Source organism: Frankia sp. BMG5.60 (assembly GCF_059428125.1).
In genome coordinates this window covers 868,684-889,206 of the sequence record NZ_CM182091.1, presented here as the reverse complement: position 1 = coordinate 889,206, position 20,523 = coordinate 868,684, and the positions used below count along the sequence as shown (strand labels likewise).

General features: G+C 74.8%; 13 protein-coding genes. 7 read left to right on the top strand and 6 right to left on the bottom strand.

What is annotated here, in order from left to right; all coding sequences use genetic code 11:
• Positions 1-79: 79 nt before the first annotated feature.
• The 3 genes from AC5R91_RS03760 to AC5R91_RS03750 all read left to right on the top strand — a co-directional run bounded on the left by AC5R91_RS03760 (position 80) and on the right by AC5R91_RS03750 (position 9,545).
• Positions 80-5,839 carry a type I polyketide synthase gene (locus AC5R91_RS03760; protein ID WP_495395700.1) on the top strand — a complete coding sequence of 1,920 codons (5,760 nt, stop codon included), beginning with the start codon at positions 80-82 and terminating at the stop codon, positions 5,837-5,839.
• A 253-nt stretch (positions 5,840-6,092) separates the two neighbouring features.
• The gene (locus AC5R91_RS03755; RefSeq protein ID WP_495395699.1) at positions 6,093-7,769 is read left to right on the top strand and encodes an NAD(P)/FAD-dependent oxidoreductase; all 1,677 of its coding nucleotides are present in this window, start codon (positions 6,093-6,095) and stop codon (positions 7,767-7,769) included.
• Positions 7,770-7,835: 66 nt separating this feature from the next.
• Positions 7,836-9,545, top strand: a complete 1,710-nt coding sequence (locus AC5R91_RS03750) for an NAD(P)/FAD-dependent oxidoreductase (protein ID WP_495395698.1) — start codon at positions 7,836-7,838, stop codon at positions 9,543-9,545.
• 124 nt (positions 9,546-9,669) lie between these two features.
• On the opposite strand, the gene AC5R91_RS03745 is transcribed toward AC5R91_RS03750, so the two are convergent.
• Positions 9,670-10,101, bottom strand: coding sequence for a hypothetical protein (locus tag AC5R91_RS03745; protein ID WP_495395697.1), 432 nt, complete (start codon positions 10,099-10,101; stop codon positions 9,670-9,672).
• Positions 10,102-10,196: 95 nt separating this feature from the next.
• Complete coding sequence (locus AC5R91_RS03740) at positions 10,197-11,600, bottom strand: cation:proton antiporter (RefSeq protein ID WP_495395696.1); 1,404 nt, start codon at positions 11,598-11,600, stop codon at positions 10,197-10,199.
• 225 nt (positions 11,601-11,825) lie between these two features.
• Between AC5R91_RS03740 and AC5R91_RS03735 the strand changes: the two genes are divergently transcribed.
• Positions 11,826-12,527: a TetR/AcrR family transcriptional regulator gene (locus AC5R91_RS03735; RefSeq protein WP_495395695.1), complete on the top strand. Its 702-nt coding sequence runs from the start codon at positions 11,826-11,828 to the stop codon at positions 12,525-12,527.
• A 55-nt stretch (positions 12,528-12,582) separates the two neighbouring features.
• Here AC5R91_RS03735 and AC5R91_RS03730 read toward each other — a convergent pair whose 3' ends face one another.
• Both AC5R91_RS03730 and AC5R91_RS03725 read right to left on the bottom strand, forming a co-directional pair.
• Positions 12,583-13,449 carry a PaaI family thioesterase gene (locus AC5R91_RS03730; RefSeq protein WP_495395694.1) on the bottom strand — a complete coding sequence of 289 codons (867 nt, stop codon included), beginning with the start codon at positions 13,447-13,449 and terminating at the stop codon, positions 12,583-12,585.
• Positions 13,446-14,207: an SDR family oxidoreductase gene (locus AC5R91_RS03725; protein WP_044885765.1), complete on the bottom strand. Its 762-nt coding sequence runs from the start codon at positions 14,205-14,207 to the stop codon at positions 13,446-13,448. The genes AC5R91_RS03730 and AC5R91_RS03725 overlap by 4 nt, the downstream gene beginning before the upstream one ends.
• 319 nt (positions 14,208-14,526) lie before the next feature.
• Between AC5R91_RS03725 and AC5R91_RS03720 the strand changes: the two genes are divergently transcribed.
• Complete coding sequence (locus AC5R91_RS03720) at positions 14,527-15,318, top strand: FadR/GntR family transcriptional regulator (protein WP_495395693.1); 792 nt, start codon at positions 14,527-14,529, stop codon at positions 15,316-15,318.
• An 86-nt stretch (positions 15,319-15,404) separates the two neighbouring features.
• Here AC5R91_RS03720 and AC5R91_RS03715 read toward each other — a convergent pair whose 3' ends face one another.
• Complete coding sequence (locus AC5R91_RS03715) at positions 15,405-16,598, bottom strand: acyl-CoA dehydrogenase family protein (RefSeq protein WP_495395692.1); 1,194 nt, start codon at positions 16,596-16,598, stop codon at positions 15,405-15,407.
• 160 nt (positions 16,599-16,758) lie between these two features.
• On the opposite strand from AC5R91_RS03715, the gene AC5R91_RS03710 reads away from it, so the two are divergent.
• The gene (locus AC5R91_RS03710) at positions 16,759-17,985 is read left to right on the top strand and encodes an acyl-CoA dehydrogenase family protein (protein ID WP_495395691.1); all 1,227 of its coding nucleotides are present in this window, start codon (positions 16,759-16,761) and stop codon (positions 17,983-17,985) included.
• On the opposite strand, the gene AC5R91_RS03705 is transcribed toward AC5R91_RS03710, so the two are convergent.
• Positions 17,962-18,792 carry a FadR/GntR family transcriptional regulator gene (locus AC5R91_RS03705; RefSeq protein ID WP_495395690.1) on the bottom strand — a complete coding sequence of 277 codons (831 nt, stop codon included), beginning with the start codon at positions 18,790-18,792 and terminating at the stop codon, positions 17,962-17,964. The genes AC5R91_RS03710 and AC5R91_RS03705 overlap by 24 nt on opposite strands.
• Before the next feature lie 427 nt (positions 18,793-19,219).
• Between AC5R91_RS03705 and AC5R91_RS03700 the strand changes: the two genes are divergently transcribed.
• On the top strand, positions 19,220-20,446 hold the full coding sequence (locus AC5R91_RS03700; RefSeq protein ID WP_495395689.1) for an ABC transporter substrate-binding protein: 1,227 nt from the start codon (positions 19,220-19,222) through the stop codon (positions 20,444-20,446).
• Positions 20,447-20,523: the final 77 nt, after the last annotated feature.

Sequence of the window (20,523 nt, the reverse complement as noted above, 5' to 3'; positions counted from 1 at the left end):
GACCCGCCGCCGCCGTGCCCGGGGAACCACGGGCCCCCGGGCGGGACGGACCGCCGCGACACCGAAGGAGAACGCAGACATGACCGAGCGGACAGCCTCCGCCCCCGTCGCCGCGACCGCCGCCGCCGGCGCCCCCGCCCCCGCCGCCTCCGCCGCCTCCGCCGTCCCCGCCGTCCCCGCCGTCCCCGCCGTCCCCGCCGTCCCCGCCGTCCCCGCTCCCGGGCGGGACCGGCTCGTCGAGGCGCTGCGCACCATCGAGAGGCTGCGCCGCAGGCTCGGCGAGGCGGCGGCGAACGCCGAGCGCGCCCGGGCGCTGGACGAGCCGGTCGCCGTGATCGGCCTGAGCTGCCGCCTGCCCGGCGCGCAGGACCCGGAGCAGTTCTGGCGGCTGCTGGCCGACGGCGTCGACGCGACGGGGGAGTTCCCGCCGCGGCGCGGGGCGGCGCGCACGCTCTACGACCCGGACCCGGACGCGCCTGGCAAGGCGTACACGATCCGCGGCGGCTTCCTGGACAGCGTGGACGGCTTCGAGCCGGAGGCGTTCGGGATCTCCCCGCGGGAAGCGGTCGGCATGGACCCCCAGCAGCGGCTGACCCTGGAGGTCTCCTGGGAGGCGCTGGAACGGGCCGGCTACGCCCCGGACGGCCTGGCGGCCACCCGCACCGGGGTCTACCTGGGCGTCTCCACGACCGACTACGTGCGGATGCGCCAGCAGGTCGGTGACCCCGCCGACGTGGACGCCTACCAGCTCGTCGGTGAGCCGAGCTTCCTGGCCGGGCGGATCTCCTACACGCTCGGCCTGCGCGGGCCGGCGAAGGTGATGGACACGGCCTGCTCGTCCTCGCTGGTCGCCGTGCACGAGGCGGCCCAGGCACTGCGGCTCGGCGAGTGCGACATGGCGCTGGCCGGCGGCGTGAACCTCATGCTCGCCCCGTACGGCTTCCTGCTGATGAGCAAGTTTCGCGCGCTGTCCCCGGACGGGCGCTGCAAGACCTTCGACGCCGCCGCCGACGGGTACGCCCGCGGCGAGGGCGCCGGCGTGCTGGTGCTGCGCCGGCTGTCGGATGCCGTGCGCGACCGGGACCAGATCCTCGCGGTCCTGCGTGGCTCGGCGGTCAACCACGACGGCCGCTCCAGCGGGCTGACGGTGCCGAACCCGGCGGCGCAGCGTGAGGTCGTCGAGGCGGCCCTGGCCGGGTGCGGGATCGCGCCGGGCCGGGTGCAGTACGTCGAGGCGCACGGCACGGGCACGTCGCTCGGCGACCCGATCGAGCTGCGCGCCCTGGAGGCGACCCTGGGCCGCCACCACGCCGGCGGCGACCCGCTGCTCGTCGGATCGGTGAAGACGAACATCGGCCACCTGGAGGCCGCCGCGGGCATCGCCGGCCTGATCAAGATCGTGCTCGCGCTGCGGCACGGCGTCGTGCCGGCGCACCTGCACCTGCGCGAGCCCAACCCGAACGTCGACTGGGACCGCCTGCACGTCGAGGTCCCCACGGCGGCCCGACCGTGGCCGGCCGCCCCCGGCGAACGGATCGCCGCCATCAGCAGCTTCGGGGCGAGCGGCACCAACGCGCATGCCCTGGTGGCCGACGTCGCGGCGCCCCCGGACGACCGTGGCCCGGACGCGCCGGCCGGGGTGGTCGTCGCCGCCGCGCGCACCGAGACGGCCCTGGCCGAGCTCGCCGGCCGCTGGGCCGACCATCTTCGCGCCCACCCGGACCTGCGCCTGGACGACGTCACCTACACCAGCCAGGTGGGGCGCGCCCGCGCCGCCCACGGCCTCGCCGTCGCCGCGACCTCGACCGCCGACCTCGCCGACGGGCTCGCCGCCCACGCCTCGGGCGCCCGCGACCCTCGCGTGGTGACCGGCGTCGCCGCGCCGCACCGGGCCCGGCGCACCGCCTGGCTGTTCACCGGGCAGGGCGCGCAGTACGTCGACATGGGCCGCGAGCTGGCCGACGAACCCGCCTTCGCCGCCGCGTTCGACGAGTGCGCGGCCCTCGCCGACCGGCTCCTCGACCGCCCGCTGCGCTCCGTCCTCTGGCCCGACGCCCAGGCCGACGCCCAGGCCGACGCCGACGCAGCCCGGGCCGACGCGGCCCGTCGGCTGGACAACACCCGCTACACCCAGCCGGCGCTGTTCGCGCTGGAGTACGCCCTGGCGCGGACGTGGCTGGCCTATGGGCTGCGCCCGTCGGCGCTGGCGGGGCACAGCGTCGGCGAGATCGTCGCCGCCCAGCTCGCCGGCGTGCTCAGCCTGCCCGACGCGGTCACGCTGGTGTGCTGCCGGGCGAAGCTCATGTCCAACCTGCCGGCCGGCGGGGTGATGGCGACGCTGACCTGCGACGAGGCGACGGCGCGCGCCGCGGTCGAGCCGTACCGGGCCTCGGTGTCGCTCGCCGCCGTCAACGGCCCGCGCGACGTCGTCGTCGCCGGCGCGGCCGAGGACGTCGACGCGGTCTGCGCGGCCCTGGCGGCCACCGGGGTGAAGAGCCGCCGGCTCGCGGTCTCCCACGCCTTCCACTCGCCGCTGATCGAGCCGATGCTCGACGGCTTCCGCAACGTGCTGGCGCACCTGACATACCACGCGCCGAGCATCCCGCTGGTGTCGAACGTGACCGGCCGGCTGTGGTCCGCCGACGAGGTGGGCCCGGAGTACTGGGCGCGCCACGCGCTGGCCGCCGTCCGCTTCGAGGACGGCGTGCGGGCCCTGCACGGCGACGGGACGCGCACCTTCCTGGAGATCGGTCCGCATCCGGTGCTGTCCGGGCTCGGCGCCCGGGCGGTCGACGACCCCGCGACCACCTGGGTGCCCTCGCTGCGCCGAGGCCGGGACAGCCGGCTCGGCCTGCTCTCCGCCGTCGGCCTGATGCACCTGCGCGGTCACGCCGTCGACTGGACGGCGGTGCACGCGGGCCGTGCGCCGCGGCGGGTGCTGCTGCCGGCGACGCCGTGGCGGCGTGCCTCCTACTGGTTCACCGAGGTCGGTCCGGACAGCCGCGCCGCGACGGGGGGCCGGGAGATCCCCGGACTCGGCCGGCGGCTGGCCACGGCCGTTGCGACCTACGAGTTCAGCCCGCAGGAGGCCCCCGCCGGGCTGGTCGTCGACGGTGAGGTGCGCCTCGGCGGCCTGCTCGACGCCGCCGCGGCGGCGGCCGCGGACGCGGCGGGGGGACGGTGGACGGCGGGCCCGGCCGGCGTCGACCCGGCGTTGCCGAGCCCCGCCGAGGGGGCGGACCCCGGCCTGCTCCAGCTCGTCGTCGCCGCACCCGAGGGCGCCGACGCCGACCTGCCCGAGGCGGCCGAGCTGACCGTCACCCTGCGCGGGAGCAGCCGGGCCGAACAGGACGCCGACGCCCCCTGGCGGACCCACGGCCGGGTGGTGCTGAGCCGTCCGTCGCACGCCGCGGCGCACGCGGGTCAGCCGCCGGCCGCCCCGGGGACGCCGGCGCCGCGGCCGCTGAGCGAGGCGGCCGAGGCCGACCCGGGGTCGGCGACCGAGATCACCGCGGCCGTCCCGGACGCCGGCTGGACCGGCGTTCTCGCGGCTGCGGCGGAGACGATCATCGCCGCGGACGGCACCGACCGTTCGCCGACCGTGGTCGCCGTCGACGCGGCGCTGGGCGATCCGGGAGCGGCGCGGCGGCTGCGTGCGGTCCCAGCGGCTCCCGCGGCCCCGGCGACCTCAGGCGGCGACACGGCCCGGTGGGACGTGGAGCTGCGCGGCGCCGACGGCGGCCCGGTCGGGCAGGTACGGGGAGTGCGGTTGGCGCCGCCCGCCCCGGCCCGCCCGCCCGCGCCCTGGTACCGCTCGGACGAGCTGCTCTACCGGCTGGACTGGCAGCCGGCGCCGCCCGTCGCCGCCCGACCGCTCGACGGTGAGGCGTTCCTGCTCGTCGGGGACGGCGACGGGCTTGCTGCCCGGCTCTCGGCGCGGCTGCGCGCCCGCGGCGCCACGGTCGACACCGTCGCCGGGCCAGGCGAGGTGGGCGAGACCGACCGGGACCGCATCCTCACCCAGATGCTCGCCGACTGGCACGACCGGTCCGGCGCCGCCGATGTCCGTGCCCGCCGGATCGTGGTCCTCACGGGGCTTGCGGCCCCGGACGCCGCGGAGACCGACGCCGCGGTGCTGCGCGCGGTCAGCGTCGGCGCGGAGCTGTTCGTCGCCGGCGTCGTCCGGATCCTGGCCGCGGGCGCCGAGGGGCCGACGGCCGGCGGCACGACGGGCGGCACGACGGGCGGCATGACGGGCGGCGGGACCCACGCGGGGTCCGGCGGGCAGACCCGGGCCCGCGGGCAGCGGTCCGGCGGCACGGGGTTCGAGGGGTTCGACGCGCCGGTGACGGTTTGTCTGGTGACCCGGGGAGCCCAGCCCGTCGGCGTCGCGCAGCGTCGGCACACCGTGGCCGCCGCAGCGCTGTGGGGCCTGTCCCGGGTGGTCGCGCTGGAGCACCCGGAGCTGTGGGGTGTCGCGGTCGATCTCGACCCGGACGCCGCCATCCCGGCCGGGGCCGACGCGGAGGCGGATCTGCTGGCCGGCCTGCTCACCACGGACGACGCCGAGGACCAGCAGGCACTGCGCGGCGGGCAGCGTCTCGTCGCCCGTCTCGTCGCCCGCCGCCCGCAGGAGGAGGAGCTGCGCCGCCGGCCGGACCTGCGGGCCGACGGCACCTACCTCGTCACGGGCGGGCTGGGCGGGATCGGGCTGGCGCTTGCCGCGTGGCTGGCCCGTCACGGGGCCGGGCGGATAGTGCTCACGGGCCGCACGGCGCTGCCCGAGCGCGCCCGCTGGGACGACCCGGACCTGGCCGAGCCGGTGCGGGTACGGGTGGCCGGAATCCGGGCCGCCGAGCGGCTCGGCGCCGAGGTGGAGGTGGCCGCCGTCGACGTGACCGACGCCGACGCCACCGCGGAGCTGCTCGCGCGGATCGCGGCGGGGCCGCGGCCGCTGCGCGGTGTCGTGCACGCGGCCGGGGTCTCGCGCCCGCAGTTCCTGCGGGACCTGCGCGACGGGGAATACCAGGCCGTCTGGGCGCCGAAGGTGCTCGGCGGCTGGAATCTGCACCGCCTCACCGAGCCGTGGGAGCTGGACTTCTTCCTGTCGCTGTCGTCCATCGCGTCGGTGTGGGGGTCGCAGCACCTGGCCAGCTATGCGGCCGCCAACGGCTTCCTCGACGCCCTCGCCCATCACCGCCGGGCGGTCGGGCGGCCGGCGCTCACGGTGAACTGGGGGCCCTGGGCCAGCGCGTCGGCGCTGTTCGGCGACGACGTGATGGAGTTCCTGCGCTCGGTCGGGTTGCGCCCGCTGCGGCCGGAGCAGTGCCTGGCGCTGCTTAGCGGTCTGCTCGGCGGGGACGAGCCCCAGCAGGTTGTGTGCGCCGCCGACTGGGAGCGGTACAAGCCGATCATGCAGGCGCGGCGGGAGCGGCCGATGCTCGCGACCATCGAGGTCGTGGCCGCGGCGTCGGCCGGCGGACCCTCCCGGCTGGTCACGACGATCGCCGAGGCCAGGCCGGGCGAGCGGCGGGCGCTGGTCGACGGGTACGTGCGCGGCCAGCTCGCCGACATCCTCCGGCTCGACGCCGGCGAGCTGGCCGGTGAATACCACCTGCTGGAGGTGGGGCTGGACTCGCTGATGGTGATGGAGCTGATCGGCCGCTGCCGCAAGGACCTGGCCGTGAAGGTCGACAGCCGGGAGTTCTTCGCCACCGACGCGAATCTGTGGGCCGATTATCTGCTCGGCCTCGTGGCCGACCAGCACGCGATTGTCGTGCCGGCCGGGTCGGCCGCGGCCGACGCCGGCGGAGGACTCCCCGCCGAGGACGCCGGTTGAACGCCGCTCTCCCGGAGGGTGGCGAACCGATGAACGGAACCCGGGAAAACGGCGAAACCGGGCGCTGGTGTTGCGCTCCGCGATCCCGGAATACGACGGCGGGAAGGCCGGGAGAACAAGGGAATACGGCGCGGGAATACCTCTCGCGGCGCCGCCCGGGCGGCGACCGATGCGACCGACCGAGAAGAAACGCACCGCCTGGCCGCCGGGCCCGGTGGCAGGGTGAGGAATCGGACAAGAAGGGGAGAAAGATATGAAGGAGCTACCGGGCACCACGGGCGCCGGGTCCGGGGGTGGTGGCCGCTTCGACGTCGCTGTCCTGGGCTCGGGAATCGCCGGGTCGACCCTCGCGGCGATCCTGGCCCGCAACGGGGTGCGCACCGTCCTCGTGGACGCGGCGGTCCACCCCCGGTTCGCTATCGGCGAGTCGACGATTCCCTACACCTCGGCGCTGCTGCGGGTGCTCGCCGCCCGCTACGGCGTGCCCGAGATCGGCGACCTCGCCACCTTCCGGACGGTCCGGTCACGGGTGTCGGCGAACTGCGGCCAGAAGCGCAACTTCGGCTTCGTCTACCACCGTGCGGGCCGGCTGCAGAACCCGGGGGAGCACAACCAGTTCGTGATCCCGGCGATGCTCCAGACCGAGTCGCACCTGTTCCGCCAGGACACCGACGCCTGGGCGTTCAACGTGGCGGTGAGCTATGGCGCGGTGCCGCGCCCGGCGACCCGGGTGAGCGAGATCGGCCTCGACGCCGACCACGGCGCCACGCTCAGCACCGCCGACGGCGAGCGCATCGAGGCGCAGTACGTCGTCGACGCGGGCGGCCCGGGCTCGCCGCTGGCCCGCCAGCTCGACCTGCGCGACACCCCGACCCGCCTGCACCACCACTCCCGCGGCCTGTTCACCCACATGGTCGGGGTGCGGCCGTTCGACGACACGGCGGCGGGCCGGCGGATGCACCAGCCGAGCCCCTGGCACAACGGCACCCTGCACCACGTCTTCGACGGCGGTTGGATGTGGGTGATCCCGTTCGACAACCACCCCGGCGCGTCGAACCGGCTCACCAGCGTCGGGCTGAGCCTGGACCCGGCGAAGTTCCCGGCCGACGAGCGGGGGCCGGCCGCCGAGTGGGCCGCCTTCCTCGCCCGCTTCCCCGACATCGCCAGCCAGTTCACCGACGCGGTGGCGATCCGGCCGTGGGTCAGCTCGCCGCGCCTGCAGTACTCCTCGCGCACGGTCGTCGGGGACCGTTTCGCGCTGACGGCGCACGCCGCCGGGTTCGTCGACCCGCTGTACTCCCGCGGTCTGACCTCGACCTTCGAGGTGATCAACGCGCTCGCGTGGCGGCTGATCGCCGCGAGCCGCGACGGCGACTGGTCGACCGAACGCTTCCGCTACGTCGACGACCTCGACCGCGGCCTGCTGGAGACGCACGACGACCTCGTGCACAGCTCGTTCAACAGCTTCCGCGACTACAACCTGTGGAACGCCACCTTCCGCACCTGGGCGCTGGGCACCGTGCTCGGGACGCTGCACCTGGAGTCGATCTACTTCGACTTCGTCCGGCACCGCGATCCGGCGGTGTTCGAGGAGCGGGAGCGGGCGAAGTTCACCGGCTCGCCGTTCCCGCTCAGCGAGGGCTTCAACGAGCTGATGAAGTCGACGCTGGCCCGCACCCGCGCGGTCGTCGCCGGTGAGGTCGCGGCCAGTCGGGCGGCCGCGGACATCATGGCCGACATCGGCGCCGCCGACTACGTCCCGCCGCCGTTCGGTTTCGCCGACGCGGACAACCACTACATCCACCCCACCCCACCCCGGATGGCGAAGGCGGTGGCCTGGTCGCGCCGGTCCGCGCCGGCCGAGGTCGGTCCGATCATCCGCGGTGCGCTCGCCGGTTTCGCCCGCGAACGCGTCCGCGGCCACGTCTGACGTCCCGGCCACGTCTGGCGTCCCGGCACGCCACCGGCCCAGGCAGCGCACGACAGGAGCAGCGACATGATCCGACCAGCCGCGGCGCCCAGCGCCGACCCGGCGGACACCTACGACGTGGCCGTGCTCGGCGGCCACCTCGCCCCGAGCCTGCTCGCGGCGATCCTCGCCCGCCACGGGATGCGCGTGGTCCTGTTCGACGCGCCGGCCGGCCCGGCGAACGCGGCCGGCGCCACCACCGTCCCGTACACGGCCGAGGTGTTCTTCACCCTGGCCGCCCGGTTTGACCTGCCGGAGCTGCGCGCCTTCGGGCTGGCGCAGGCGCTGCCCGCCCGGGTGCGCCGTACCAGCGGGGCGAAGGGCAACATCGGCTTCGTCTACCACGAGGCCGGCCGGGAGCCGCGGCCCGAGCAGACCGTGCAGTTCAACGTGCCGGGGGAGCACAGCGAGTGGCATCCCTACCGGGGCGAGGTCGACGAGTACGCCCACGAGCTGGCGGTGGCCCGCGGCGCGGCGGTCGCGCCGGGCCGACCCGCCGCCACCGCGGTGGACGTCGCCGACGACGGCGTCACGGTCACCGCGGCGGACGGCCTGACCTACCGCGCCGCCTACGCCGTCGACGCCGTCGGGCTGCTCGCCCCCGCCGCCGACCGGGCCCCGCTGCGGCTGCGCAGCCGGGTGCTGGCCACCCGGATGTACGGGGTGCGGCCGTTCGAGCAGTGCATGCCGGCGTCCTGGGCCGACGCCGCGCCCTGGTCGCGAGGCACGCTCAGCCACCTGTTCGACGGCGGCTGGGTGCAGGTCGTGCCCTTCGGCAACCATCCGGAGGCGGCGAACCCGGCCTGCGGGGTGACGGTCAGCCTCGACCCGCAGTGCAGCTCCGACCCGCAGTGCAGCTCCGACCCGCAGTGCAGCCCCGACTGGACGGGCGACCCCGACGCCGACTTCCAGCGGCTGCTCGCCCGCCACCCGGCGCTGGCCCGGCAGTTCGACCTGGCGGTGGCGGCCGAGCCGTGGACGGCCAGCGACCACTGGCCGTGGCGCGCCCGGGAGACCTGCGGCGAGCGGTACTTCGCCTTCGACCGCGCGGCCGGCCGCGCCGACCTGTTCCTCTCGCGCGAGCTGACGACGGGTGCGGAGATGGTGCACGCCCTGGCCGCCGAGCTGCTGGCCGCGGCCGCCGGCGGCCGGCCCCCGGGCCGGCTGGAGCGGACGGCCCGCTTCCAGCGGGACCTCATCGACTACCACGACCGGATGCTGTTCGCCGCCCGCGTCGCCACCCGTGACTTCGCGCTGTGGAACGCCTTCTCGCGGGTGTGGCTGCTGCAGTCGATGCTCGGGGCGCTGGCGCTCAAGAGCGCGCGCAACCAGCGGCTGCGGGCCGCGGCGGCGTCACCGACCGACGGTTGGCGCCAGCTCGAGCGGTTCGCCGACGGGGCGTTCTGGTTCCCCGCGCCGGCGGGGCTGGCCGAGCTGGTGGAGCGCACGTTCGACCGATGCGACGAGGTCGCCGCCGGCGAGCGTGGGCCGCGCTCCGCCGCCGCGCGCATCTTCGGGGACCTGGCGCAGGCCCCCTTCGTCCCGCCGCTCTACCGGTTCGCCGACCCGGCGGCACGCCAGTACCGGTTCAGCCGCTCCGGCCGCCTCCGGATGCTGCTCTGGGCGCGCACCCGCGCCCCCCGCGAGTTCCGCACCATGCTCACCCGGGAGAACCTCACCGCCGCGGTACCGGTCGGGGCGCCCGACGCGGACCCCGGCCGCCTCGCCGCGGCCTGAACCGGACGGCGGCCCTGAACCGGACGGGGGCGAGGCCCACCGCACCGGCCGTCCCAGGTACCGGCCGTCCCAGGTACCGGCCGTCCCGCCACCGCCCCACCCCGTTGCGGGCCGCCCGGCCGCGTCACGACTGCGGCCGGGTGGCTCCCGCATACGTCCGGGTGGTGATGCCGTGGGTCAGGGAGCCGCGGAACTCGCACGTGATCTCGCCGCGAGGCAGGTCCTCCTCGACGGACTGGCTACGGATGATCCAGAACTGGTGGATCTCGGCGTCGGGCAACGGGCGGATCTCCAGCCAGCCACTGGGCGCGTGCCGGGAGTCGTGTCCCTGTAACAGGATCGAGGCGGGGGCGTGGTCGCCGGGCACGGCGCCGTCGGGGGTGCCGGCGGCGACCGTGACCTCGACTCCGAGCTGGCCGTCACCGAGATAGAGGATCTGCAGGAGCAGACCGACGCCGTCGGGGTGCGGGACGAGCGCGCTCTGCAGCAGAAGACCCTCCGGCTCGTAGTACAGCGTCCTCGCGCTTCCTTCGCGTCCGAGTTGCACCTCGTTCATCCGCCCCTCCGAGTGACTTCGCGGTGGCGCCGTCCATAGCCGAGAACGGTGTGAGGATACTTTCCGGGGAGAAGATGCGCGAGGCTGTGTCACGATTACGACTGATGAACGTCCAGGGTGGCGTGAGTAGTGCCTGCGGTGCCGGCCGTTGCCGCCGACATTGTTGTCGGATGAAATCGTGGATCAGGATCCGCCGGACTCCGCCTAATTTCCGGCGGCGACTGCTGTTCGGGCAGAGGATTGCCGGGCGCCGGCTCTGGGCCGGGCGGCGCGAGCAGATTCAACAGGGGTGCGCTCATGGCGGTCGTGACAACGGCCATGAGTACCAGCGCGGAGAACAGCGGCCCGTCGAGCACCTTCATCTCCAGCCCGATGTTGAGGATCACCATCTCGGTCAGCCCGCGGGTGTTCATCAATACCCCGAAGGTCGCGGCCTGCCGGGTGCCGATCCCGCACAGCCGGGCCGCGCCACCGGCGCCCGCGATCTTCCCGGTGCACGCGACCGCGAGGACCAGAGCGATCTCCCACAATCCCCGGCCCCCGATGGAGGCCAGGTCGACCGACAGACCGGTGACGACGAAGAAGATCGGCAGCAGGGGGACGCTCATCCGGTTGACGTTCTCGGCGAGGTCCGGCGCCAGCACGGTGAGGTCCGCGCGTGGGAGCGCGGCCCCGAAGGCGAACGCCCCGAAGACCGGGTGCAGCCCGATCTCCGCTGTCGCCCACGCGCACAGCAGGAGTCCGACCAGTACGAACACCAGAACGCCGGAGGTGCGTGCGCGGGTCGTCCTGGCGATCATCCAGCGCAGGGCGGGGCCGGTGAGCGTGCCGATGGCGGCGATGAACAGCGTCGCCTCGACCAGCATGCGCACCACCCCCCAGGGGCCGCTCGAGGACGCGACGGCGACGACCACCGTGAGCATGCACCAGGCGACGACGTCGCCGATCGCCGCGCAGGCGAGCGCGAGCAGCCCCAGCGGGCTGGCCTGCATCCCCCGCTCGGAGAGCATCCGAGCCAGCACGGGGAACGCGGTCACCGACATCGCCGTGCCCACGAACAGGCACAGTGGCAGCAGCTCGATCGGCCGTCCGCCGGCGCTGTCGTGCCAGGGGTGCAGCAGCACGGCCGCCGCCGCGCCCAGGGCGAACGGCACCGCGATCGACGCTCCCGTCGCCGACGCCGTCAACCGGCCGATCCCGCGCATGTGCCGGGGTTCGAGCTCGTAGCCGACGACGAACATGAACAGGACGAGCCCGAGCTGGGCGAGGACGTTGAGGTAGGGGCGCACGGCAAGCGGGAACAGCCACCCGGGCACGTCGCCGGGGAGCAGGCCGAGCAGGCTCGGACCAAGGGCGAGCCCGGTGACGATCTCACCGATCACGACGGGCTGGCGCCAGCGCCGGGCGAGACGGCCGACCAGGGTACTGGCGGCCAGCAGCAGGGCAACGTCGGCGAAGACGACCGCCACGAGATGATCGGTCCCAGAGGCCGCGGACACGGCTGTCCCCCATTCCTAGGCGATGCGCTAAAGTCATCTCGTGATGAACTCTACGTGTGATGACTTATTTGGGCAACGGCCCGGAGGGCGTCGTGAGCAGGACCGGCCCGCGCGCCGGCCGCGTCCGGCGCGCGCCGGTCGGTAGGCGCTGCCCGGACCGGCGGCGCCGCGAGGCGGCTGCCCGCGCTCGGTAGTCTGCGAGTTCATCGTGAGGAGGGTGGCTGGATGACACCGACCGAGGGTGGCCAGCTGTCGCCGGGTGACCCGGCGCGGCCCGTCGGTGAGGAGCCGCGGACGGCGCAGGCGGGCGGCACGCGGACGCGGCGTACCGGCCGTCGACCGGGCTCCAGCGGGAGCCGCCAGGCCATCCTGGACGCCGCTCGCGGCCAGTTCGCCGAGCGCGGCTACGAGGGCGCGACGATCCGCGGCATCGCCCGCGAGGCCAAGGTCGACCCCGCCCTCGTGCACCACTTCTTCCTGTCGAAGGAAGGCGTGTTCTCCGCGGCGATGCAGGAGGCGTTCAACCTCGCCGAGGTGCTGCCCGAGGTCTGGGCGTCGGGGCAGGCCGGGACGGGGGAGCGCCTCGCCCGGTTGTTCCTCACCCTGTGGGACTCGCAGTCGGCCCGTAACCCGATGCTCGGCATGTTGCGCTCCGCGCTACGGCACGAGGAGTCGGCGAACCTGCTGCGCGAGTTCGTCAACCGGGAGATCTTCCGCGAGATCAGCGCCGTGGTCCACTCGGATGACGGGCTGACCCGGGCGGGCCTGATCAGCTCCCAGCTCATCGGACTGGCGATGGTGCGCTATGTGGTGCGCGTCGAGCCGCTGGCGACGATGGACCCCGAGGCGATCGCCCGCTGGCTCGGCCCCACGCTGCAGCGCTACCTGTTCGACGAGCTCGACGCCCCGCCCGACGCGGCCTCCTGACGCAGCGCGGGGCGGTCCGCCCGGTACGGCGGACCGCCCTGCGGCGGTGCGGTGCTCAGCGCTCCCGGATCACCGTCGCCACCGTGTACGGGCGGCCCGCCGGCCCGCCCGCGCTGACCTGGTACACGGCCAGGGAACGGCCGCGGTGGACCGTGCTGGTCGTGAAGGTGACGGGGTGGTTGCCGTCGCCGGGGCGCAGGAAGCTGATCCGGATCGACGTGGTGTGCGGCGGCCCGTCCGGGTCCGCCAGCGCCACCGCGAGCTCGGAGCCGCACAGCAGCACGCCACCGTGCACGGTGTTGTGCGGGTTCTGCATCCCGGGACCGCTGGGCAGGACGAGCGCCGGCCAGCCCGCCTCGGGCCCCGCCGCCCCGGCCGCCGGTGACGCCTGCTCGGGGATCGCTCCGGCCGACGCCGACGCCGACGCCAGATCAAGGGTCTCGAACAGGGAACTGTGGTCCGCGGGTGGCAGGGGCGGGCGTATGCCACCCGGCGGCAGGATGTCCGCCGGCACGTAGCGGCAGCGGCCGGTGGCCACGGCCACCACCTGGCCCTCGCCGTCGCGCACGGTGGCGGCGGCGAGCCCGCCGACGGCGTCGCGGCCCAGCAGCGTGGCGTGCGCGGTCAGCTCCGGGCCGGCCCACGGCGGGGGGACGACGACCTCCAGCGAGAGCTGGGAGGTCACCGAATGCCGGTCGCCGAGGCGGGCCCGCAGGATCGCCGAGCCGATCGCGTCGTCGACCACGACCCCGAGCGAGCCGACCGTCGGGACGCCATCGGTTCCGGCCAGCCACGGCCCGATCCGCATCCGCACCCGGGTGCCGTCATCGCCGTGCGCGGGAGGCTGCACCCGGAACCGGGTCTCGGCGTACTCCCTGGCCTCGACCTCGTGCGGCTCGGCCCGTCCAGTCGTCGTGGTCAAGCCTTCGGCCCGCCGGCGACGTAGATGATCTGACCGGAGACGAAGCCGGCGCCCTCGCTGACGAAGAACGACACGGTGTGCGCGATGTCGTCGACCTCGCCGACCCGGCCAACCGGGATCACCCCGGATGACGCGGCGACGTATTCCTCCCAGGTCTTGCCCATGCGGGCGGCGGTGGCCCGGGTCATGTCGCTGGCGATGAAGCCCGGCGCGATGCAGTTCGCGGTGACGCCGAACTTGCCGAGCTCGATGGCCGCCGTCTTCGTGAAGCCCTGCAGGCCGGCCTTGGCGGTGGAGTAGTTGAGCTGGCCGCGGTTGCCCAGCGCCGACGTGCTCGACAGGTTGACGATGCGGCCCCAGCCGGCGTCGACCATGTGCTTCTGGACCGCGCGGGTCATCAGGAACGCGCCGCGCAGGTGCACGCCGATCACCGAGTCCCAGTCGGCCTCGCTCATCTTGAACAGCAGGTTGTCCCGGGTGATGCCGGCGTTGTTGATCAGCACGGTCGGCGCGCCGAGCCCCTCGGTGACGGCCGCGACGGCCGCGGTGACCTGCTCGGGGTCGGCGACGTCCGCGCCGACCGCCAGGGCGCGACCGCCGGCCGCGGTGATCGCCTCGACGGTGCCCTTGGCGGCGGCCTCCTCCAGGTCGAGCACGGCGACCGCCAGGCCGTCGCGGGACAGCCGCTGGGCGATCGCGGCGCCGATGCCGCGGGCCGCTCCGGTGACGATCGCGACGCGGGTGGGAGTTTCGGACACGGGCGCACTCCTAGCAGTCGAGGTGACGTGGCAGCCTGAGGTGACATGGCAGCCTGAGGTGGCGTGGCAGCTTGAGGTGGCGTGGCAGGGAGATGGCGGCCGGCGCGGCCGGGCGGGGTCTGGCCGGTCGAGGCCGGGCGCCGAGGGCCCCAGAGGCACATTTGCGCCGACCTTCCGGCCAGTCAAGCGAATGGTCACCCTGGGCGGCCGGCGTGCCGCGGTGATCTGCGGCGCGCGCCGGATGGGGTATGAAGGAAACCGTTGTAGGGCGGGCCGGTACAGCCGGCGACGCGAATGTCGTCGTGAGGAAGCTGCGGACATGTCTGTTGCCGAGCCCGTCGGGGCGGCCCACGAGGAGCGCCCGGGGGCGGACCGGCGCGTCCGCCTGCCGAAGTCGGCCGAGCTCGTCGCCGGGCACCTGCGCCGGCAGATCGTCCGCGGGGAGCTCGCCGCCGGCGAGGCGCTGCCCCCCGAAAGCGCGCTCATGGTCCAGTTCCACGTCTCGCGCCCGACGCTGCGCGAGGCGTTCCGGGTGCTGGAGAGCGAATCGCTGATCACGGTGCGGATGGGGCCGGGCGGCGGGGTGCGGGTGCGCCCGCCGAACGTCGACGTCGCCGCCCGCTACGCCGGCCTGATCCTGCAGCACCAGGGCACCGCGCTCGCCGACGTGCTGCAGGTCCGCGAGGTCGCCGAGCCGCAGGCCGTCGCCCACCTCGCCCGCGCCGGCGGGCCGAAGGAGATCGCCCGGCTGCGGGCCGCGCTGGCCGAGCCGGCCGAACCCGCCGAGTCGCCGCTGGAGACGCTGCGCCGCCTCGAGCGGTTCCACCCGCTGCTGATCGAGCTGACCGGCAACCAGACGCTGCGGGTCCTCATGGGCATGATCGAGCACATCGTCGAGCTCGCCGACCGCTCGCGGGTCCAGTCGGACGCCGGTTCGCCCGACCTGGACACGGCGGTCGCCCGCAGCCGGGCCGCGCACGCCCGGGTCGTGGACCTCATCGAGGCCCGCGACGCCGAACGAGCCGAGCGGCTGTGGCGCCGCCACCTCGTGGCCGGCCGGGACTACCTGGAGCGCGGCGACGGCACGACCGTCCTGGACATGTTCGGCTGACCGGCCCGCCCCGCGCCGGCCGCCCGTGACCTGCCGGCCGCCCGCCACCCGGTGGCTGCCCGCCGCGCTCCGCCCGCCGGCCGGGCTCACCTCTCCGCGGACCCGGCGAGGACGTCGGGTGACGCGCCCCTGTCCGGCTCCGTGGGGGCCGGCTCGTCGGGGGCCTGCGCGGTGATGCCGGCGAGCGCGGCGATGCGGTCGAGCTGGTGCTGCGGATCGCGCAGCAGTAGCCGGTCGGTCGTGGCTCGCTTGAGGTACAGGTGGGCGGAGTGCTCCCAGGTGAAGCCGATCCCGCCGTGCACCTGGACGTTCTCGCCGGCGGCGAGCAGGGCCGCCTCCGAGCAGCTCAGGCCGGCGATGCTGGCCACCTCGGGCAGCTCGGCGGGAGACTCGTCGGCCGTCCACGCCGCGTACATCACCGCCGACGTGGCCGCCTCCACCTCCAGCAGCACGGTCGCCAGCTTGTGCTTGATCGCCTGGAAGGAGCCGATCGGCCGGCCGAACTGCTCGCGCTGCTTGGCGTAGTCCACCGCCGACGCCAGGGCCGCCTCGGCCACGCCGATCTGCTCGGCGGCGAGCAGGGTGACCGCCGCGTCCAGGGTCCGGGCCAGGCCCGCCGCGCCGGCGCCGTCGGCGCCGAGCAGGACACCAGGCGTAGCGGCGAGGGTGACCCGGGTCACCCGCCTGGTCGGGTCGACGACGGGCAGCGCCTCGACCGCCAGGCCCGCCGCCGCGGCGTCGACGAGGAACAGCGACGTCCCGGCGGCGGTGGTGGCGGTGACGACGAACAGCCCGGCGCTCTGCCCGTCGAGCACCCAGTCCTTGACGCCGCTCAGCGTCCAGCCGTCCCCGGCGCGCTCGGCCGTGGTCGCGGGGGTGGCGTCCCAGGCCCGGCCGGGTTCGCGGGCGGCGAGGGTGCCGGTGGTGGTGCCGGCGGCCAGGCCCGGCAGGTGGGCGGCGGCGGCATCGGCGTCGCCGGCGTGCAGCAGCGCCTGGGTGGCGAAGCTGGTCGACAGCAGCGGCGCGCACAGCAGGCTGCGGCCGGCCTCGCTCAGCGCGATGCCCAGCTCGACCAGGCCGAACCCGGCCCCGCCGTACTCCTCCGGCACGGCGAGAGCCGGCAGCTCCAGCTCGTCGCACAGCCGCTGCCAGGTCACCGGGTCCCACCCGGTCTGCGTCGCCATGTCGCGCCGCACCGCTTCGGCGTCGGCGACCTCGGCGAAGTAGCGCCGGATGCCGCGGCGCAGCTCTTCGTGCTCGGGACTGTACCGGAACTGCACGGAACCTCCAGCGGGTGACCGGGCCCGGCGACCGGAGTGTGTCGGCGAGTCGGCGGACGTCGACGGGACCCTGTGCTCGAGACGGGACCCTGTGCTCGAGACACAAGGATAGGGATATTGTTTATCTGATTCTAGCCGTCGCGGGTGTGGGGAGGTCCGGGTGGACACGCGTTATCCGGCGGAGGTGGAGCAGTTCCGTGCCGAGGTGCGGGCGGTGCTGGCCGAGGAGCTGCCCCCGGGCTGGCCGGGGACGGGCGCCCTGGGCGACGCGGCGGCGGTGCGCGAGTTCGTGACCGGATGGCGCCGGACGCTGTTTCGCCGCGGGTTGCTGGGGGTGGCCTGGCCGGTGGAGCACGGCGGCCGGGGACTGACCACCCTGCACCAGGTGGTGCTGGTGGAGGAGCTGACCCGGGCCGGGGTGCCGTTCGGGGTGCAGCCGCAGGACTCGACCGGGTTCAAGATGCTGGGCAACACCCTGCTGCGTTACGGCACCGAGGCGCAGAAGGCGACCATCCTGCCCGGGCTGCTGTCGGGCGAGCAGATCTGGTGCCAGGGCTTCTCCGAGCCGAACGCCGGGTCCGACCTCGCCGCGGCGGGCACCCGGGCACGGCTCGTCGACGACGAGTGGCACATCGACGGGCAGAAGATCTGGACGTCGGGGGCGCACCGCAGCAACGGGATCTTCGTGCTGGCCCGCACGGAGCCCGAGGCGGCCAAGCACCGAGGCCTGTCGTTCCTGCTGGTGCCGCTGGACCAGCCGGGGGTGGAGGTTCGTCCGATCCGGCACATGACCGGCGGGGAGGACTTCTGCGAGGTGTTCTTCACCGACGCCCGCTGCCCGGCGGACGCCATCGTCGGCAAGCCCGGCGACGGGTGGAAGGTCGCCTCGACCCTGCTCACCTACGAGCGCGGCGAGGAGGCGGCGACCAACCCGATCCTGTTCGCCGCCGAGCTCGACCGGTTGGTGGAGTTGGCGCGCCGGCGCGGGCTCGCGGACGAGCCCACCGTGCGCCGGCGGCTGGCGTACTTCCGGGCCCGGGTGGAGGTCATGCGGTTCCTGGGCTACCGGATCCTCAGCGACGTGCTGGCGGGTGGCGAGCTGGGCGCGGCGTCGTCGGTGTCGAAGCTCTACTGGAGCGAGTACCACCGCGAGGTCACCCAGTTCGCGTTGGACCTCGAGGGGCTCGACGGCCTGGTGCTCGTCGGCAAGGGGCCGTCGCGGCCGCTGCGGACCGACGACCCGGGTGCGGACCCGGAGTCGACGGCGAGCTGGTGGGAGGTCTCGCTGAACGCCCGGGCGGGCACGGTGTACGCGGGCACCTCGGAGGTGCAGCGCAACATCCTCGCCGAGCGCGTCCTCGGGCTACCCCGCGAGCCAGCCGCCTGAGTCCGTCGGCGCCCCGGGCTCGCCGGGGCGCCCGAGCAGGTCCAGCGTGGCCTCGTCGCGCCCGCCCTGGCCGAGGTAGCGGGCGCCGGCGGCCAGGTGGCGCCGCCAGAGGTCCTGCGCGCCGGCGGCGTCCCCGGCCTCGACGAGGTCGACGAGCATGGCGTGCACCCGCACGGTGCCGCGCTCGGCCCGCTCCAGCTCCGGGGTGCCGAGGTCGGCCTCGACGCGCGTCCAGGTGGTCCGGTTGATGATCTCGCCGAGCAGGGTGATCAGCAGGGCGAGCGTCTCGTTGCCGGCGAGGTGGACCACGAGGGTGTGGAACTCGTTGTGCAGCCGCACCCCCTGCACCCGCTCGGTGGCCGCGTCGTGCTCGGTCAGGGAGGCGCGCAGCGCCCGCAGGTCGGCCCTGGTGCGCCGGCGGGCCAGCGCGGCGGCGGTCGGCGGTTCGAGCAGCAGCCGGGCGTCCCAGACGTCGGCGATCGTGGTGGCGCGGTGCTCCAGGACGAGCCCCGCGTAGCGGGCCGCGACCGCCGGGTTCGGCGACTGGACGCGGGCCCCGCCGCCCGCGCCCCGGCGGACCGTGATGAGCGACTCCGCCTCCAGGATGCGCAGCGCCTCCCGCAGGGTGGGTCGCGAGACCCCGTACTGCTCCATGAGCACGGCCTCGGGTGGCAGCGCCTGGCCCTCGGCGAGAGTGCTGCGGACGATGGCCTGCCGCAGGTCCGAGGCGACCAGCTCGGCCATCTTCGGCACGCGCATCCGCCGGCCGATGACATCGGGTGGCCGTTGCGGACCGCCTGCAACCACGCTGTCTCCTTCGGTCGGGCGGGGGAGGGTTCGGGCGGAGCGAGGGACCGATGCCGAGCATTCTAAGATGTAGATTATTTAGCTGCTCAAGGATGTCGGGCCGGGTGCGACCGTGTCGGATCGCGGGGGCCGCGGCGGGGCGGGCCCACCAACAAATGCCGGGCCTCGACATGCCTCGACGCGCCTCGGCGCAGTGGTGCGGTCACCTAGACGACGGGTGTGGCGTATGCGCACATATTTCGATAACGTCCCTCCTGGCTGGTCAGCGTGCCTCGCCACGGCTGGAGCCGGGCGGATGGCCGGGCCGGCAGCTACGACGAACCGCGAGTACGGGGGTGCGCGCGTCCGGCAATTTCCGGAGTGATCCTTCGCGTCCGCGGGTTCGTGTTCCACACGCCGTTCGCGTCCGCTCGGGAGTCCCGCCGGTATGCCTCGCACACGTTCGTCTCTGGTTCTGGCCGTCGCGCTGCTCGCGCTGACCGCCCTCACGGGTGGCTGCTCGTCGGGCACGCAACCCGCGGCCGCAGGCTGCGACACCCCCGGGATCACCGCCGACCAGGTCCGCCTCGGCCTGCTCTACCCGGACACGGGCCCCACCGCGTCGTCGCTGGCGGCCGTGCGGGCCGGAATCGACGCCCGCCTGGGGCTGGCCAACGAGGCCGGCGGCGTCCACGGCCGGAAGATCGTCTACGACTGGCGGGACGACCAGGGCACGACGGAGGCGAACACGATCGGCGCCCGCGACCTGATCGAGGGCGAGGGGGACTTCGGCATCCTCGAGTACTCCCTGGCCGCCGACGGCAGCGCGGGCTACCTCGCCGAGCGGGACGTGCCGGTGGCGGGCCTGGCCGCCAGCGACGCCTGGTCGACCAGGCGGAACATGTTCTCCTTCTCCTACACCACCGGCGCGGCCAGCGACACCTACGGCACCTTCGTGAAGTCCCGCGGCGGCACCCGGGCGGCCCTGCTCACCACCGCCCTGTCCACCGGTGTCAACGACGCCGGCGCCCGCCTGTCCGCGAGCCTGCGCGCGGTCGGCATCCCCGTCGTCGACCAGATCGGCTACACCGCGAACGCCGACAGCCCGGCCGCGATCGCCCGGCGGCTCGCCGCCACCGGCGCCGACACGCTGCTCACCGTCGTCGGCACCCCCGATCTGCCGGCGGTGCTGCGCGAGCTGCCCGCCACCGGGTGGAACCCGAAGGTCATCCTGTCGCTCAGCGGCTACGACAGCCAGCTCCTGGCCGAGGCGGGCGGCGCCATGACCGGCGTCGTCGTGCCGGTGTTCTACCGGCCGTTCGAGGCCGGCGGGGCGCCCATCGCCGGCTACCTCGACGCGATGACGCGCTACGCCCCCCAGATCGCCAACCCCCGCCAGGACCTCGCGATGATCGCCTACATCGACACCGACCTGTTCCTGCGCGGCCTGCAGCAGGCCGGTGCCTGCCCGACCCGGCGGGGCTTCGTCGACGCCCTGCGCTCGGTGCGCAGCTACGACGCCGGGGGCCTGATCTCGCCCCTCGACCTGAGCACCAGCCTGGGCCGGCCCACCACCTGCCTCGCGTTCGTCCAGGCCAACGCCGCCGGCTCCTTCGACGTCCTCGACGAGCGGCTGTGCGGGCGGGAGCTGCCCGCGTCCGGCGGCGCCGGCTGAGCGATCGCCGCGCCGGCCCCGGCCACATCCGCTAAACAGGTGGTCAGAGCTAATTTGTCGCCAAGAACCGGAGGTCA

Bases quoted from the DNA above. Each gene is read 5' to 3' on its own strand.
- AC5R91_RS03760 (WP_495395700.1), top strand. From the start codon at position 80: ATGACCGAGCGGACAGCCTCCGCCCCCGTCGCCGCGACCGCCGCCGCC.
- AC5R91_RS03755 (WP_495395699.1), top strand. From the start codon at position 6,093: ATGAAGGAGCTACCGGGCACCACGGGCGCCGGGTCCGGGGGTGGTGGC.
- AC5R91_RS03750 (WP_495395698.1), top strand. From the start codon at position 7,836: ATGATCCGACCAGCCGCGGCGCCCAGCGCCGACCCGGCGGACACCTAC.
- AC5R91_RS03745 (WP_495395697.1), bottom strand. From the start codon at position 10,101: ATGAACGAGGTGCAACTCGGACGCGAAGGAAGCGCGAGGACGCTGTAC.
- AC5R91_RS03735 (WP_495395695.1), top strand. From the start codon at position 11,826: ATGACACCGACCGAGGGTGGCCAGCTGTCGCCGGGTGACCCGGCGCGG.
- AC5R91_RS03720 (WP_495395693.1), top strand. From the start codon at position 14,527: ATGTCTGTTGCCGAGCCCGTCGGGGCGGCCCACGAGGAGCGCCCGGGG.
- AC5R91_RS03700 (WP_495395689.1), top strand. From the start codon at position 19,220: ATGCCTCGCACACGTTCGTCTCTGGTTCTGGCCGTCGCGCTGCTCGCG.